Origin of the sequence: Tateyamaria algicola (genome assembly GCF_047715485.1) — a bacterium.
Classification (GTDB): domain Bacteria; phylum Pseudomonadota; class Alphaproteobacteria; order Rhodobacterales; family Rhodobacteraceae; genus Tateyamaria.
In genome coordinates this window covers 1,816,212-1,832,072 of record NZ_CP180422.1, presented here as the reverse complement: position 1 = coordinate 1,832,072, position 15,861 = coordinate 1,816,212, and the positions used below count along the sequence as shown (strand labels likewise).

Genomic DNA, 15,861 nt, shown 5'->3' with positions numbered 1-15,861 from the left:
CTGACTTAGGCAAAGGCTGGCATGACGTCGTTTATAAACCGATCCAGCGAGGCGCGCTTGCGTTCATTGGACATGCCGCTGTCGATCCAGAAGGAGTATTCGTCATAGCCCAGATCCTCGTAGCGCTTGATCTGGTCGATCACCTCCTGGGCCGTGCCGATGGTCAGATCGCGGGCCATGTTGTCGGGGGCCATCATCGCGTTGCCTGCCATATCCGCATCTGACAGCGGATCGATGTGCCCTTGGCTGACGGGCCGTTTGTTTTGGAACCATGCGCCGAAGTAGTTGTAGAACCGGCTGAGTTCGTCGGCGGCGCGGGCCGTGTCGGCATCGTCCGAGGCGACATAGGTGTGGTGCAGCAACATGACCTTGGGGCGCGGCCCGTCATAGTCGGCGCAGGCGTCGTTGAAGCGGCCCATCAGCGTCGTGATCTCTTCCATCCCCTGCCAGAGCGGGGTGACCTGCACGTTGAACCCGTTCTGCACGGCGAATGCGTGGCTGTTGGGATCGCGTGCGGCGATCCAGATGGGCGGGCCGCCGTCCTGCACCGGTTTGGGCGCGCTGCTGGTGGCGGGAAAGGCATAGAAGTCGCCCTCGTGCGGGTGGTCCCCTTCCCACAGCTTGCGCAGGAGCGGGGTGGTTTCTCGCATCCGCTGCCCCGCCTCCCAGGCGTCCATGCCGGGCATCATCCGTTCGTATTCGTAGGAATAGGCGCCGCGCGCGATGCCGAGTTCCAGCCGCCCGCCGGTGACCACGTCTGTCATCGCCGCCTCGCCCGCGAGCCGGATCGGGTGCCAGAACGGGGCGACGACGGTGCCCGTGCCCAGTTTCACCTGTTTGGTGTGCCGCGCCACGTCGGCGATGGTGATGAACGGGTTGGGGGCGATGGTGAATTCCATCCCGTGATGTTCCCCCGTCCAGATGGCGCGCATCCCGCCCTCGTCCGCCATGGTGCACAGGCCGAGGAAGTCGGCGTAGAGCTGTTGGTGGTCCTGCTCGGGTGCGAGCCGTTCCATATGTGCGAAAAGGGAAAACTCCATGGCTGGCCTTTCAGGTTCGGGTGTCGGGGTGGACGTCGCCGGCCTCGCTGTCGCCGATATAGAGCCCGAACTGATTGTTCGCGCGTTCCCGGTGGTAGCGGGCCATCATCGTGGCGATGGCGGGCGAGGGCCATTGGGTGTGCGGGATGTGATCCAGCGGGATGCACTGCGCCGCGGCGGAGGGTGCGCGCAGGGTGGCGGTGAAAAAGATGAACTTTTCGCCGCTGTTGGCGTCGTCAAAGACGGAATAGACGCGCCCGATCTCTGCCGTCAGCCCTTGCGCCTCAAGATGTGCGGCCATGGCCGAGCGCGCAGCCGTGTTGTGCGCCAGCGTCATGCCCGGCAGGGTCCGTGCGCCGGCGTCGCCCTGCACCACCAATGCGCCGTCACGTTCGATGATCGCGCCCACGTGGGTTGGCCGGTCTGGCGCCGCTTGGGCCATGCGTTCCTTGGCCAAGGTAAAGTACCCGCCTTGCCCGTATCCCAGCCCGGGCTTGCCGGATTTGGCAAAGGCGCTGACCTGACCGACCAGAATGACGTGATCCCCCGCCGGGGCGCAGCTGTGCGTGTTGCAGGAAAAGGTGGCCACGGCCCCGTCGATCAGCGGCACGCCGTTCGTGTCCGGCGTCCAGGCCACGGCGTCGAAGCGGGTGCCTTTGGAGCTGGCGAAGGTGTTCGAAATCTCGTCCTGTCCCTCGGCCAGGATGCTGACCGCGAAGTGGGTGCAGGTGCGGAACGTCTCGAAGCTGGAGAGATGGGTGCCCGGGCACACCAGCAGCAGGGGCGGGTCAAGCGAGACAGAGGTGAAGGAATTGGCGGTGAACCCCACGGGCGTGCCGTCGGCGGCGCGGGCCGTGACGATGGTGACGCCCGTCATGTAGCTGCCAAAGGCCTGGCGCAGCGCCTGAGGGTCAAGCGGTGGCATGGCTGTGCCTTTGAAAGAATGCGCAAAGCAGGGCGGCGACGTCCTGTGCGTGGGTCATTGGCATCATGTGCCGCGCCTCGGTGAGGATGGTGGCCTGTCCGTTGGGGACATGGGCCGCCAGCGCCTGTGACATGGCGGGGGTTGAGTTGGGTTCGTCCGCGCCGGTGACGAACAGGGCGGGGCAGGTGATGCGCGCGAGGTCGGTGTCGGCGGGGCCGTCTTCTTCGGCAAAGACGCGGTAGGCTGTGGCGTAGCCGCGCGGATCGACGGAGGTGAGCCAGTCGGCGCAGTTGTCCCTGGCCGATTGCAGCGGGCCGGTGGGCTGTGGCCCGAACCAGCGGTCGAGCGTGGCGGATGGATCGGGCTGGCTGCCGCCTGCGATGTCTGCTGCGCGCTGTTGCACCGCCGCGCGGGCGGTGACGGACCGGCGGAAGATCGCGTTGAGCGGTGCGATGGCCGCGACGTGTTCGGGGTGGCGCGCGGCCATGTCCATGGCGATGAGCGCGCCCATGGAATGACCGACGACATAGGTCGGTGCGTTCAGGACCTCGGCGATGCTGTCGGTGAAGTCGGCGAGCGTCGCCTTGTCTGGCAGGGCTGCGCTGTGGCCGTGGCCCGGCAGATCAAGGGCTGTCACGCGGAACTGCGCGGTGAGGTGGGGCAGCATGGGCGCCCACGCCTCGGCCCGCAAACCGACACCGTGGATCAGCAGCAGGGGGCCCCCGCGCCACCCGTCCACCCGGCCAGCGATGGGGTCAGATCAGACCGAGGCAGGGTTGTCGACGTCATGGCCGAGGTCTTTCAAATCCTGATAGCGATCCCCGATCCGGTGATGGGGACGCCCGCCCGTGGCCCCACCCAGCACGATCACGATTTCGTCCGCGCGCGGTGCATCCGGTATGGCGAACTGGATGGTGAGGTAATGCGAGCGGCGGCCCGCATCGTTCTTGTCCATCAGCGGCACGGCAATGGGCGCATTGGGGCCGCCGCGCGTGTTGGTGAAGGCAAGATAGCTTTTGGCCCCCACCGCCTCGCGGTAGAAATTGCCAAAGCGCAATGTGTGGATCAGGGCCGAGGCATGTTCGATCTCTCCATCCACGCCGACAACGGCGGCCTTGCCATAGGCCTCGATCGCGTCACCGCTGCCCGCCAGCGCGATCATGCGGTCGGTCATCAGCGCGCCCAGCTTGGGGCCGTAATCCATGATCTCGGGCTTGAGGTCTTCGACAAAGCGCCCGGCCCAGGGGTTCGTGACCACAGCCGCAACGGCAAACATGCGCCAGGGCGTCTGCGCCTTTTTGAAGCCTTCGACATGGGTCTCTTCGTCAAAGGTCACGATTTTACGGATGTCGAGGGGCATGGGACGCGCACTTTTGTTGGGTTTATCAAGCGACCAAACACTGCGACGGGCCGTGAAAATTGACAATTTAGCAATTTGGGGTCAATGCCATTAGTCAGACTTATGGCAAGGTTGGAACAGCATGGGCCGATCCCTTCCACCGCTCAACTGGTTCCGCGCGTTCGAAAGCGCGGCGCGGCATCTGAGCTTTACCAGTGCCGCGCAGGAGATGGGGCTGACGCAATCGGCGGTCAGCCAGCAGGTGCATTCGCTTGAGGTGCGTCTGGGCTGTGTGCTGTTCGAGCGCAAGCATCGCGGGCTGGCCCTGACCGATGAGGGGCGCAAGCTGGTTCCCACAGTTGCGGATGCGCTGGGATCGCTGCGCCGGGCGACGGACAGTTTCGATGTGGGCACACGGGCCAATGTGCTGACCGTCGCCACCAGTGTCAGCATTGCGCAGTGGTACATCGTGCCCCGCCTTCAGGCGTTCACCGCGCGGCACAGCGATGTGGCGATCCGGCTGATGACCAAGGTGTGGCCGGACGAGTTTGCCAAGCTGGATGTGGATGTCGAGATCAGGTTTGATTCCCTTGCCTCGGCCCGGCCGAATTCGACCCTGCTGGGGCGCAATCAGATCGGGCTGTTTGCGGCCCCGCGCCTTGTTGGCCCTGTACCCGAGGGCGGGCTGTCACCGGACGCCATCTGTGACCATCCGCTGATCCAGGTCGTGGGCACGTCGGACAGTTGGCAGGACTGGGCACGGGTGCATGGGTACGAGGGCGCGGTCAGCCCGTCTGTCTTTGTTGAGTCCTATGGCATGGCTGTGGATCTGGCGCGCGCCGGGGCGGGGATTGTTCTGGCCAGCACGACCATTGCGGCGCCCTGCGTGCAGGATGGCACGCTGGTGCCCGTCTCTCCGCACAAGGTCGCGGCGAGTGACGGCTATCATGTGACACGCGACGCGGCTGCGCATTCGGATTTGCCGAAAACCTTTGCCGACTGGTTGGTCGGCGAGGTCGCCGCGTCAGAGGCTTGCCTGCCTTTCTGAGATCTGCGCGGTGCCCGGTGCGTCCAGCACCCAGACGGCCAGGGGTTCGGCCACCCCGCGCACCTGCTGATCGGGCGCGCGGCGAAAGCCGGTGGAGGCGTTTGCGGCCACCATGGCCGCGTCGCTGACAATCGCCTGCACGTCGAGGCTGCGCGTCATCGCCTCGAGCCGGCTGGCCACGTTCACGGTGTCGCCCAGAACGGCGAATTCAAGGCGGTTTGCGCCGATGTCCCCCAGCACGACCTGACCGAAATGCAAGCCAAAGCGCGCGTCGATCTCGGGCAGGTTATCGGCCCGCCGCGTGGCGTTCAGCGCCGCCATCCGGTCCGCCATCGCCCGCACGCAGGCCACGGCGCGCGCCGCGTCATCCTCTTGCGGCAGGGGAGTGCCAAAGCTCGCCATCAGACCGTCGCCGAGATACTTGTCGAGCGTGCCGCCATGGGCGAAGACCTCGCTTTCCATGCGGGCGTGAAAGGCGCGCAGCGTGTCGATCACCTCTTCGGCGGGGCGGCCATTGGAAAAGGCGGTAAAGCCCACGATGTCGACAAAGAGGATGGCGGCATCATGGCTGCGGATCTGGCCGAGGGGTTCATCCTTGACCGACAATTCCTCGACCATGGAGGGCGAGAAATAGCGTGCAAGGTTGGTGCGTTCGCGCGCCATTTCGGCACTGTCGAGCACGAGGTTCTGATAGCGGCGCACCGTGACGGCAAGGATCGCCGCCACGAGGAAGAACACGACGACCTCTTGAATGCGCAGATCCCAATGGACGAGATTTGGGTCCATCTGTGTGCCCAGACCGGGGATATGAGGAAACATCGTTTCTGCCACCGCAGAGACTTGCGGGTCTTTCCACCCAAACCACCACACGCAGGCCGCGCCCGTCATCCAGAGCGCGGTTGTCCAGTTCCCGATGGCGATGATCGTGCGCCACGAGTAGCTGAGCACCCCGGCGGCGAGGATGACGTAGAAGTACTGGAACACCTCGAACTGGTAGATCAGCGCGGTGGGCACCTGTTCGTTGTTCAGGGGGTTGGGCACCAGCAGCGCCGTCGTCATCAGCAGCAGGTCGGCAAACAACAGCCCCAGCTCGGCGCGCGACTGGCCGACCCGCCCGACCCGGCGTTGGGCTAGGCCCACCAGCACCAGGCAGAACAGCAGAAACTGATACCACAGCACATCCCAGTTCGGATTGAGAAAAACCAGCAGCAGCGCCGTGACGGACAAGGCGGCGATGCGTGCCTTGACGGCCAGGTCCATCCCTTCGCGCTTGTTGCGGGCCAGGGCCTCTTGCGCATGGCGATGCTGTGGCAGCGGGTTTTCGTCCGTGCGCGATCCGACCGCCGTGCCCGTGTCGCTGATGTCGGCCATGTGCGTCCCTCTTGCTGGTCTGTGACCTATGTAGGGTATGGCAACAAAAAAGCCCCGCCAAAAAAGGCGGGGCATAGGTGCAGTGCCTATTGTTTAGCCTTGGGTCAAGGCCGCAGGCACCTGGCGGTGTTCGGTAAAGTGTTAGTCGTGCATTTCGGCGCGCACCTGTTGGCGCAGCACGTCGATTGGCACTGTCTTGCCCTCGCGTTTGAAGGACCAGTAGGTCCAGCCGTTGCAGCTGGGCGCGCCCTCGAGGTGGGCGCCGACCTGGTGGATCGAGCCCTTGATATCGTCCCCGATCAGCGTTCCGTCAGCGCGCACCTTGGCCTTGTGGCGCTTGTTCATGGAATAGAGCTCTTCGCCCGGGCGCAGCATGCCGCGTTCGACCAGCTGGCCGAAAGGCACGCGCGGCTCGGCGCGTTTGGAGGCGGAGACGGTCAGCGCTTCCTTGTCGAATTTGCGGACATTGGCGATGCGCGCCTCGGCCACCTTGCGATAGGCGGCTTCACGCTCGATCCCGATGTATTCGCGGCCCAGCATCTTGGCGACGGCCCCGGTGGTGCCCGTGCCAAAGAACGGGTCGAGCACGACATCACCCGGATTGGTCGAGCCAACCAGCACGCGGTGCAGCAGGCTCTCGGGCTTTTGTGTCGGATGCGCCTTGTCGCCCGCTTCGTCCTTCAGACGCTCGCGGCCGGTGCAGATGGGCAGAACCCAGTCGCTGCGCATCTGGATGCCTTCGTTCAGGGCCTTCAGCGCTTCGTAGTTGAAGGTGTATTTGCTGGCCTCGGACTTGCCCGCCCAGATCATCGTCTCATGCGCATTGGTAAAGCGCTTGCCGCGGAAGTTCGGCATCGGGTTCGACTTGCGCCAGACCACATCATTGAGGATCCAGAACCCTTCGTTCTGGAGAGATGCGCCAACGCGGAAGATGTTGTGATAGCTGCCAATGACCCAGATCGCGCCATTGGGCTTCAGCAGACGGCGCGCGGCCTTGAGCCAGGCGGTCGTGAAATCGTCATAGGCGCGGAAAGAGTTGAACTGGTCCCAGTGATCATCAACCGCATCGACCTTGGAATTGTCAGGGCGATGCAGCTCGCCCTTCAACTGCAGGTTATAGGGCGGATCGGCAAAGATCAGATCAACCGAACCCGCAGGCAGGCTGTTCATGATATCAATGCAGTCACCCGCAAGGATTTGGTTCAAGGGAAGCGCCTCGGCGCCCTTTACATGTTTCGTCATCGTCTGCCTCTGTCCCCGGCACTTTTTGTGCTCGTTGGTTGCAGCCAAGATGAGTCATAGCCGATTCGCGGTCAATTTCTTTTTTGAATCAGTCACTTAAGAAAAATACTTGTCACAACATATTGTGGACGGGTTTGAACGAACGTCTATGGTGTGGGGTCACCCCGAGATTTTGGAGAGCGGTCATGTGCTTTTTTGATCCGTAACCCATGTTCGTCTCCCAGCCGTAGCCGGGATGCTGTTGCGCCAAATCCACCATGATCCGATCGCGACATATTTTGGCCACAATTGAGGCCGCCGCGATGGAAAAGGAGCGCCCATCGCCGCCGACCAACGGCGTTGCCGGGATGTTCAGACCGGGGGGCAGCACCGTGCCATCGACAAGCAGGTGATCGGGTGGTGCGCGCAGCCCCTGAACGGCCCGCAGCATCGCGAGGTGCGAGGCGCGCAGGATGTTGTGCACTTCGATCTCGTGGACGCTGGCATGGGCGATGGACACCTCTGCCGTGGCGATGATCTCTTCCCAAAGGGCCTCGCGCTTGCGCGCGCTCAACTTCTTGGAATCGTCCAGGCCTTCGGGAATGCGCGTCGGGTCCAATATGACGGCCGCCGCCGTCACCGGACCGGCCAGTGGGCCGCGCCCGACCTCGTCAACGCCTGCGACGCGGCCACCGATCTGCAACTCATGTGAAAAATCCGGCACGGCCACCCGCCTGTTCCTGAAACCCTTGCCCGAGGCACAAGCCATTTTCCGCGCGAAAGTGCAAACGCCCCGTGCCACCAAAGGCGCTGCATCGCGCAAAAAAGGGCGGTGCCCGAACACCGCCCTCTCCAGTTTGGCGACCCCTCAGGGGACCTATGGGGTCGCCGCTTGTCCCGCTCTTAGTGACGGGCCAATTGGTATCCGTGCTTGTTCAGGCACCGCGCGGCGTAGCCAAAGCGCGCACCGCGCTGGGTCCAGACGCGGCGGCCACATTGCTGCGGCAGGCTGGCGACGTGCTGGTAGTGGCGGTTCAGGCAGCGCTGGCCAAAGACGTTCAGGTAACGCCCGTTGTCATTGGGCAGGTTGAACAGGCAGCGCTGCGGCAAGAGCTTGCGGCTGACGCGGTGGGGCAGTGGCTTTGGGTGCGCATGCTGTTTGTGCCGCTTGATGTGGTTGGGTTTGTGATGTGGCTTGTGCACCTGTGGCTGGGGGGCGGCGTGACGTTCCTTGCGATCGTCGCGCTTGTCCTTGATCACGGCACCCACGATGGCGAGGCCCAGCAAGGCGGCAAGGGCTGCCCCCACTTCGTCCTGTCCGGCGCGGGCTGGCGCGGCCGAAAATCCGGTGATGGCGATGGATGCGGCAGCGATGGCAGCGATGAAAGTGCGGTGGATGCGACGTGTCATTGGGGGCAGTCCTTTCAGAAGTGGCAGGCCAGTGTGTTGGCGATGACACCAACCTGGGCCGCCCCCTTTCAGACAGGCAATAACAGCCTCCCGTTATCGAATATCATCCACCTCAACCCCTTCCTGTTATTGAATATCCCGGTTTTTCGGCCCACTCTCGCCCCTATGAAACAGATCGCCCTTTCTCTTGCGATGTCCCTTGCCCTTGCGGGTACGGCACAGGCGCAATGCTATGCCGACTACAAGGCAAAACAGGACAATCCGCTGCGGCTGCATTACGGTGTGGCGCAGGTGTCCGGCCAATGCGCGGCCTCATCCGCGGCCAGCCAGTTGCAATCGCGTCTTGCCGCACAAGGCTGGACATTGTTGCAGGTTCTGTCCGTATTTGGGCCGGAAGGTCTCGACCAAAGGAAAGCCAGTGCAGGATCCTACTACCTCCGCTTCTGACATGCGGCGCACCGGTGGACGGCTGGTGGCGTTCGGCATTGCGGGCATCGTGGCGCTGTTGCTGCTTGCGGCGCTGTTGCTGTTCCTGACCCTGCCGGATGCGGGCGCCTTTGATGCGCGGGTCGAGCGGATGTTCATCGAAAACGCCGACCTCACCAGCCAGGCCGAGATCAAGCTGCTGGAAATCCTCGCCCAGTCCGGCACCGCGTTTTCCGACACCTTGGCCAGCTACCGCGTCGTGATCTTTGTGCTCTTGGTCTTTGCCACCGGCATGATGATCGCAGCGCTTGTGTTCCTTGTCCTTCTGGTCGGCTTCAACCGCCGCATGGCCCAGATCGAGCGGGCGGGCATCCAGGTCAATTCCCTGCTGATCAGCCGCGAGGAAAACACCGTCTACCTCAATAACCTCGGCTTCAAACTGACGGATGCGGCCATGGAAACGATGAGCATCCTAGCCGAGGCGCGGATGGACGATGATGTACTGTCCGGCTCGGAAATCGAGGGCATTATATCGGGGCGCAGTGCCGCAGATTGCGAAGAGGCGGCAGGGGCCACACGGATCAAGCGGTTGCGCGATACGCTGGGCAACCAGATCGTCAGCGAACTTCTGGTCAAGAACATCGCGCGGCGCGGCTACATGCTCGCCGTGGAAAAGGACGTGATCAAGGTGCTCTAGGCGCTGGCCCTTTCCTTCTCTGTTCCCAAAAAATCCCCGCCGGAGGCACAAACGCGGCTGCCGGAGGCAGATGCAAAACATCACGTGGCGCGTATGCGCCTCATTTCTGAGGTGGCCATCTGGCGGCGCACGCGGATAGGGTGCGCAAAAGACAGGAGAACACCGACATGCCCGCACCCCATAACCCGTTCAAGGCTGCCATCAGGAACGGAGAGACCGTCATTGGCTGCTGGCTGTCGCTGGGCGATCCGCTGGCCACCGAAATCGCGGGCACGGCCGGGTTCGACTGGCTGCTGATCGACGGCGAACACACCCCCTACGACATCTCGAGAATGCGCATGCAGCTCATGGCGCTCGAGGCCTCCGACAGCCATGCCGCCGTGCGCGTGCCCAGTGGCGAGACGTGGATCATAAAGCAGGTCATGGATGCGGGCGCGCAAACCGTGCTTGTGCCCATGGTCGAAAGCGCGGAACAGGCGCAGCAACTGGTGCATGATGTGCGCTATCCGCCCGTTGGCGGGCGTGGCGTGGGCTATTCCGGCGCGCGGTGCAGCCGCTTTGGCGCGATCACAGATTACGGCCCCACGGCAGATGACCAGATCTGCCTGCTGGTGCAGGTCGAAAACCGCGCCGGGCTGGCCGCGCTGGACGACATCCTTGCCGTCGAGGGCATTGATGGTGTGTTCATCGGCCCGGCTGACCTGTCGGCAGATATGGGTCATATGGGTCAGCTGACCCATCCCGAGGTACAGGCCACTATCAGGGGCGCATTCGCCAAGATCGAAGCCGCGGGCAAGGCCCCCGGTGTGCTGGCCACAACGCCTGAATTCACGCAGGACTGCCTCGACTGGGGTGCGCGGTTCGTGGCCACCGGCCTCGATCTATTGATCCTTGCAAACAGCCTGCGGGCCCTTGCCAAGAGGTGGAAGGGCTAGCCCGCCTTGATCCCCATCGCGGCCTGCGTGTAGCCCCCCGCCGCCCCGTCGATAAAGTGCACATGGCTGTCGTCCATGATGGACGGCACGATGCAGGTCATCATCGCCTCGTCTTGTGTGTGCATGCCATAGGTCACCGTGCCCGCCGCGCGCGCCGCGTCGAGAAGCGCGCGCAGCCGCTCAACCGTGTCCGCATCGCAGTCGAGCGTCATTTTCAGCCCGTCATCGAATTTGCGGAAATCCGCATTTGCGCCAACCGTGCGCTGATAATGGGCCGGGTCAAAGCCGCCCAGCTTGATCTTAGTTTTTAGCAGCACCCAGGCGATGGCCGTTTCAAATAGGATCTGCCGCCGCCGCTTGGCCAACGGCATGTTGCCCCGGCTGGCATGTGCCTCGAGCACAGCACCGGGGGCGGCCAGCCCGTGCCCGGCCCTTCGGGGGGTGACGGGTGCCCGCCGCGATCCAGATGGGCCACCATATCCAGCACCGATTGCGCGACGGATGCAAATGCCGCGCTGTCCACGCCCGCGCCTGGCTGAACCAGCAGGGACAGGATCGTACCGCTTTGGGCTTTCATGTGGCTCCACCGGCAACTGAGGCCCGTCAGGTCGGGCTGCGTACCTGGCGGTGCCTCTGGAATAGTGTCCACACCCGCCTTCATCTGCTCTTCGGCCCAGCTGACCCCGCCGCCGGAAAACATGGCATAGTCCACGCCGTCCGACACGCCATAGCGCGCCACGGCCACGTCAAACCCCGCCGCGCGGATATCGGCCACCCGGAACAGGCCGACGCGCAGGCCCATATCGAACTCCTCGCGCGCCCAGACCTGTACGGCGGCCAGCGCCTCGGCGGCTTGATCGCGATATTCCGGTGGGTGGGCAAAGGCCGCCCCGTCCCCGCCGAACACGTAAGGAAAGGCGCGTTCCCCCGCGCCATTGATCTGGGCCGAGATCACGGCCGCCCCGATCATGTTCACCACCTTGTACTTGCCCGCCGCGATGGCCGCGGTCGAGCCGACGATGTCAGAGGTGCCCACAATCCAGTCATCAGGCAGGCCGGTATAGAGCGCAGGGTCGGCCAGATCTGAAAACGCGACCTGTCGCGGCAATTGATCGTAAAACATGTCACGCACCTCTTTCCCGTGCCGACCCTATCATGGGAACCGTCCCGGGCAATCTCACTTGCACGTGCGCGCCGCCCATGTCACCCAAGGCGCGAAGGGTGGAGACTTCATGAAAACCGGATTGATCCTGCTGGGGCTGGCCTATGTGCTGAGCCAGTTCTTTCGTGCCTTCCTCGCCGTGCTGGCAGCGCCATTGCAGGATGCGTTGGGCATTGCGCCTGATGTGCTGGCCACCGCCTCGGGCTATTGGTTTCTGGCCTTTGCCGCGATGCAAATCCCCGTGGGCTGGGCGCTGGACACACTTGGGCCGCGCCGCACCTCTGGATGGTTGCTGCTGATCGGCGGGGCGGGCGGCGCCGCCCTGTTCGCCGTGGCGCAGGGGCCGCTCTATATCCATGCCGCGATGACGCTGATCGGGATCGGGTGTTCCCCGGTTCTGATGGCCAGTTTCTACATCTTTGCCCGCGAATTTGACCCGACCCGCTTTGCCACCCTGGCGGCCGTGATGATCGGCGTAGGGACGGTGGGCAACCTGATCTCGTCCTATCCGATGGCCGTGGCCGCAGACACCATCGGCTGGCGCAACGCGATGTGGGTGTTGGCGGCGGTCACGGGGCTGGTGGCGCTGGGCTGCCTTGCCACCGTCCGCGATCCGGCCAAGCCGCAGGGTGACAGCACCGGGTCGCTGATGGATCTGCTGAGGATGCCCGCCCTCTGGGTGATCTTTCCCATCATGTTCGTGAACTACGCGCCTATCGCGGGCATCCGGGGCCTTTGGATCGGCCCCTATCTGCGCGATGTGTTCGCAATGTCCACGCAGCAGATCGGCGTCGCCACACTGTTGATGAGCGTGGCGATGATCCTTGGCACACTTGCCTATGGCCCGCTGGACCGGCTGCTGGGCACCCGCAAATGGGTGGTCTTTGGCGGCAACGTGGCCACGGCCATGGCGACACTGGCGCTGGCCCTCTGGATCGGCGCACATGCCTGGGCGGCGATTGCGCTGATGGTGGCCATCGGCTTTGTCGGCGCCAGCTTTCCGGTCATCATCGCCCACGCGCGCAGCTTTTTCCCGGCGCACCTGACCGGGCGCGGTGTCACGTTGATGAACCTGTTCGGGATCGGCGGGGTTGGCGTGATGCAATTCGTCTCTGGCCGCATCCACACGGCCACCGCCGGGGCGGACCCCGCCGCGCCCTATGTCGCGATCTTTGCCTTCTTCGGTGTGGCGCTTTTGCTTGGTCTGGCGATCTATACACTCAGCCGTGACAGCACGGACTAACGCGGCCCTTTCCCCTGCGAGGCTTTGGGTATAAAGCGCCCTCACCTACCCGAAAAGGAGTCGAATATGGGGTATCGTGTCGTCGTCGCGGGCGCCACCGGTAACGTGGGCCGCGAAATGCTGAACATCCTGGCCGAGCGCCAGTTTCCTGTGGACGAGATTGCCGTGCTGGCAAGCCGCCGTTCGCTGGGGACGGAAGTGACGTTTGGTGACAAGACGCTGACGACGAAGGACCTGGATACGTTCGATTTCACGGGCTGGGACATGGCGCTGTTTGCCATCGGCTCTGACGCGACCAAGAAATACGCGCCCATCGCCGCCAAGGCGGGGTGCGTCGTCATCGATAACTCGTCGCTTTACCGCTACGACCCTGATGTGCCGTTGATCGTGCCGGAGGTGAATGCCGATGCGATCGAGGGCTATGCCAAGAAGAACATCATCGCCAACCCCAACTGCTCGACCGCGCAGATGGTTGTGGCCCTGAAGCCCCTGCATGACCGCGCCACGATCAAGCGCGTTGTCGTGTCCACCTACCAATCCGTGTCCGGTGCGGGCAAGGAGGGGATGGACGAGTTGTGGGATCAGACCAAGGCCATCTACAACCCCACATCCGAGGTGGAACCCAAGAAGTTCCAGAAGCAGATCGCCTTTAATGTGATCCCGCAGATCGACGTTTTCATGGAAGACGGGTCGACCAAGGAAGAGTGGAAGATGGTGGTGGAGACGAAGAAGATCGTCGATCCCTCGATCAAGGTCACGGCCACCTGCGTGCGTGTGCCTGTGTTTGTCGGCCACTCCGAGGCGGTGAATATCGAGACCGAGGATTTCCTCGATGAGGACGAAGCGCGCGACATCCTGCGCGAGGCGCCCGGCATCATGGTCATCGATAAGCGTGAGGACGGCGGGTATGTCTCGCCCATCGAATGCGCAGGCGATTATGCCACGTTCATCAGCCGCATCCGGCAGGATTCTGACCATCGACAACGGTCTGAATTTCTGGTGCGTCAGTGACAACCTGCGCAAGGGCGCGGCCCTCAATGCGGTGCAGATTGCCGAGCTGCTGGGCCAGCGGGTGCTGAAAAAGGGCTGAGGCCCACACGCGACATGCGGGGAACAAGGGGCCAACTGGCCCCTTTTCTTTTGCCCCGTGCGGTGCAGACTGGGCGCATGTAACCCAAAGGTGTTTTCATGCGTTTCGCCCTTCTGATTGCCCTGCTGCCGTTTCCCGCCCTTGCCGATACGTTCACCGTGACCGCGCCGCCCTTGGCCGTGACGGCCTATGCCGAGGGTGCGATTGTCACCCGTGGCGGGACGGTCGGGTTGAGCGCGGGTACGCACACATTGCACCTGACAGACATGGACCCGGAGATAGACGCGGATGCCATCGACATCTCTGTCACTGGTGCCAGCATTCTGTCGCGCACGTGGAATGAACGCCCCGATACCCCGTATCGCGCGCCGCGCACGCCGGCCTATATCGCGGCAAAGGATGCCTTGGACGCGGCGGTCGAAGCCTTGGCGGCACGGGATGATGCCATCGCTTTGGCCCTGGCCAAGGCGCAGGCCGCGCAGGATCAGATCGGATTTCTGAACGGGATCACCCTGCCGGATGATGCGGCCACCGATGTCGACACCCTGCGCGCCATCGGCCAGTTGATCGCCAGCGACGGCACGGCGGCCCGCGGCGCCATGCGCGCAGCCGAGGCCGAAGCCCGCGCCCTGCGTCAGGGCCGTGACGACCTGGAATTTGCTGTGGCCGAGGCGCAAGCCGCGCTGGACGCTGTCACCCCCTCGAACACGCAGCCCGCAACCCTGTCCGTCGATGTCAATGTGCCCGAGGCAACAACGGCTGACGTCACGGTTCGCTATTTCAGCGACGCGGTCAGTTGGCGCCCGCTCTACACCATGCACCTGGAGAACGACGACACGCTGCGCATCGAGCGCGCGGTGATGATTGATCAATTCTCGAACGAGGACTGGACGGATGTCCGCCTGAGCCTGTCGACCCTGCAACCCAGCGGCCAAACCAGCCCCAGCCGCTTGCCCGCATTGCGCCGCCGTATCGAAGACCCGGCCGAGACGATGCGTCTGCGCGGCTCTGCCACCATGGATATGGCCGCGCCCGCCGAAGTGATGCTGGAATCTCCGGTCATCGTCGAAGAGGTCGCTGCCGCTGCGGATTTTGATGGGATCGGCGTTACCTACACGCTGCCCGCACCGGTATCGGTGCCTGCGGGCGGCGAACGCATTCGCGTGGCGCTCGACACGCTCCGCTTTGATGCCGCTCTGTCGGCGCGGGCGACGCCCAGGTTCGACGACACGGCCTTCCGTCAGGTCCGCTTTGAAAACACCTCGCCCGAGATTCTGCTGCCGGGTGAAACGATCCTTTATGTCGAGGACCAGCTTGTTGGTGGCTCAAGCCTCGACGCGCTGCCGCCCAATGCCGAGGCGGACATCTTCTTTGGCGCCATCGACGGGCTGCGCATCAAACGCACCGTGCTGAACCGGAACGAGGGGGATCGCGGCATCATCACCCGCTCGAACGAGGAAACCCAGGCTGTGCGCATCGAGGTCGAAAACCTGACGGATCGCACATGGGAGGTCGCGCTGCGCGATGCGGTGCCTTTTTCCGAGCAGGAGGACCTGGTCATCGAGTGGTCCGCAACACCTGCTCCGGATATCGACGCGGTGGATGATCGGCGCGGCATTCTGGAATGGCAGCTTGAATTGGACGCTGGAGCAACGCAGTCCATTGCGCTGGAAACGCGGATGACATGGCCCGAGGACATGATTCTGCGGTAGCAGCATCGATTCCGCCGAAAAATGCCGGTTTTGGCCGGATCGTGGTTGCCATCGGCTTAACAAAAATGTTGACCGAGCAACCTTTGACCCCGGTAAATCCACCTGAATACAGTTTTATCAATCTCTTTTTTCTACCTAAGCCACTGAATTAAAATCATTATTTAGGGTGTTAATTCAATCATGAAAACTGCCTCTGAAACCGCAAGAAATTAGTAATTTGCGGCTGTCATACCTGTCTTCAT

General features: G+C 63.3%; 14 protein-coding genes and 2 pseudogenes. 7 read left to right on the top strand and 9 right to left on the bottom strand.

Annotated features, from left to right (window positions below; translation table 11 throughout):
• Nucleotides 1–5: 5 nt before the first annotated feature.
• Genes ACMHLQ_RS11475 through ACMHLQ_RS11460 form a run of 4 tightly spaced genes read right to left on the bottom strand, consistent with a single transcriptional unit; the run spans nt 6 to nt 3,325 of the window.
• Entirely contained in the window at nt 6–1,040 is a 1,035-nt protein-coding gene (locus ACMHLQ_RS11475; RefSeq protein WP_415404933.1) for an LLM class flavin-dependent oxidoreductase, read from the bottom strand.
• A gap of 10 nt (nt 1,041–1,050) precedes the next feature.
• Nucleotides 1,051–1,965: a flavin reductase family protein gene (locus tag ACMHLQ_RS11470; protein ID WP_415404932.1), complete on the bottom strand. Its 915-nt coding sequence runs from the start codon at nt 1,963–1,965 to the stop codon at nt 1,051–1,053.
• Nucleotides 1,952–2,704: an alpha/beta fold hydrolase gene (locus ACMHLQ_RS11465; RefSeq protein WP_415404931.1), complete on the bottom strand. Its 753-nt coding sequence runs from the start codon at nt 2,702–2,704 to the stop codon at nt 1,952–1,954. Before ACMHLQ_RS11465 ends, ACMHLQ_RS11470 begins: the two co-directional genes overlap by 14 nt.
• Before the next feature lie 21 nt (nt 2,705–2,725).
• Nucleotides 2,726–3,325: an amino acid synthesis family protein gene (locus ACMHLQ_RS11460; RefSeq protein ID WP_415404930.1), complete on the bottom strand. Its 600-nt coding sequence runs from the start codon at nt 3,323–3,325 to the stop codon at nt 2,726–2,728.
• A 121-nt stretch (nt 3,326–3,446) separates the two neighbouring features.
• On the opposite strand from ACMHLQ_RS11460, the gene ACMHLQ_RS11455 reads away from it, so the two are divergent.
• The gene (locus tag ACMHLQ_RS11455; protein WP_415404929.1) at nt 3,447–4,352 is read left to right on the top strand and encodes a LysR family transcriptional regulator; all 906 of its coding nucleotides are present in this window, start codon (nt 3,447–3,449) and stop codon (nt 4,350–4,352) included.
• On the opposite strand, the gene ACMHLQ_RS11450 is transcribed toward ACMHLQ_RS11455, so the two are convergent.
• The 4 genes from ACMHLQ_RS11450 to ACMHLQ_RS11435 form a co-directional block, all read right to left on the bottom strand.
• Entirely contained in the window at nt 4,329–5,723 is a 1,395-nt protein-coding gene (locus ACMHLQ_RS11450; RefSeq protein WP_415404928.1) for an adenylate/guanylate cyclase domain-containing protein, read from the bottom strand. The genes ACMHLQ_RS11455 and ACMHLQ_RS11450 overlap by 24 nt on opposite strands.
• 141 nt (nt 5,724–5,864) lie before the next feature.
• The gene (locus ACMHLQ_RS11445; protein ID WP_415404927.1) at nt 5,865–6,965 is read right to left on the bottom strand and encodes a site-specific DNA-methyltransferase; all 1,101 of its coding nucleotides are present in this window, start codon (nt 6,963–6,965) and stop codon (nt 5,865–5,867) included.
• A 112-nt stretch (nt 6,966–7,077) separates the two neighbouring features.
• A complete protein-coding gene (locus ACMHLQ_RS11440; protein ID WP_415404926.1) occupies nt 7,078–7,713 on the bottom strand; it encodes a ribonuclease HII in 636 nt (211 codons plus the stop codon).
• A 134-nt stretch (nt 7,714–7,847) separates the two neighbouring features.
• Entirely contained in the window at nt 7,848–8,354 is a 507-nt protein-coding gene (locus tag ACMHLQ_RS11435; protein ID WP_415404925.1) for a hypothetical protein, read from the bottom strand.
• 165 nt (nt 8,355–8,519) lie between these two features.
• On the opposite strand from ACMHLQ_RS11435, the gene ACMHLQ_RS11430 reads away from it, so the two are divergent.
• The 3 genes from ACMHLQ_RS11430 (at nt 8,520) to ACMHLQ_RS11420 (ending at nt 10,412) form a co-directional block, all read left to right on the top strand.
• A complete protein-coding gene (locus ACMHLQ_RS11430; protein WP_415404924.1) occupies nt 8,520–8,801 on the top strand; it encodes a hypothetical protein in 282 nt (93 codons plus the stop codon).
• Complete coding sequence (locus ACMHLQ_RS11425; RefSeq protein ID WP_415404923.1) at nt 8,773–9,477, top strand: winged helix-turn-helix domain-containing protein; 705 nt, start codon at nt 8,773–8,775, stop codon at nt 9,475–9,477. Before ACMHLQ_RS11430 ends, ACMHLQ_RS11425 begins: the two co-directional genes overlap by 29 nt.
• 167 nt (nt 9,478–9,644) lie before the next feature.
• Nucleotides 9,645–10,412 (top strand): HpcH/HpaI aldolase family protein, encoded by a 768-nt coding sequence (locus ACMHLQ_RS11420; RefSeq protein ID WP_415404922.1) that lies wholly within the window; start codon nt 9,645–9,647, stop codon nt 10,410–10,412.
• On the opposite strand, the pseudogene ACMHLQ_RS11415 reads toward ACMHLQ_RS11420, so the two are convergent.
• Nucleotides 10,409–11,535: pseudogene (locus tag ACMHLQ_RS11415) on the bottom strand (DUF3095 domain-containing protein). The gene ACMHLQ_RS11420 and the pseudogene ACMHLQ_RS11415 overlap by 4 nt on opposite strands.
• A gap of 109 nt (nt 11,536–11,644) precedes the next feature.
• Here ACMHLQ_RS11415 and ACMHLQ_RS11410 point away from each other — a divergent pair.
• The 3 genes and pseudogenes from ACMHLQ_RS11410 to ACMHLQ_RS11400 all read left to right on the top strand — a co-directional run bounded on the left by ACMHLQ_RS11410 (nt 11,645) and on the right by ACMHLQ_RS11400 (nt 15,619).
• On the top strand, nt 11,645–12,817 hold the full coding sequence (locus tag ACMHLQ_RS11410) for an MFS transporter (protein WP_415404921.1): 1,173 nt from the start codon (nt 11,645–11,647) through the stop codon (nt 12,815–12,817).
• 66 nt (nt 12,818–12,883) lie between these two features.
• Nucleotides 12,884–13,907, top strand: a pseudogene (locus tag ACMHLQ_RS11405) (aspartate-semialdehyde dehydrogenase).
• Nucleotides 13,908–14,005: 98 nt separating this feature from the next.
• Nucleotides 14,006–15,619 (top strand): DUF4139 domain-containing protein, encoded by a 1,614-nt coding sequence (locus ACMHLQ_RS11400; protein ID WP_415404919.1) that lies wholly within the window; start codon nt 14,006–14,008, stop codon nt 15,617–15,619.
• Nucleotides 15,620–15,861: the final 242 nt, after the last annotated feature.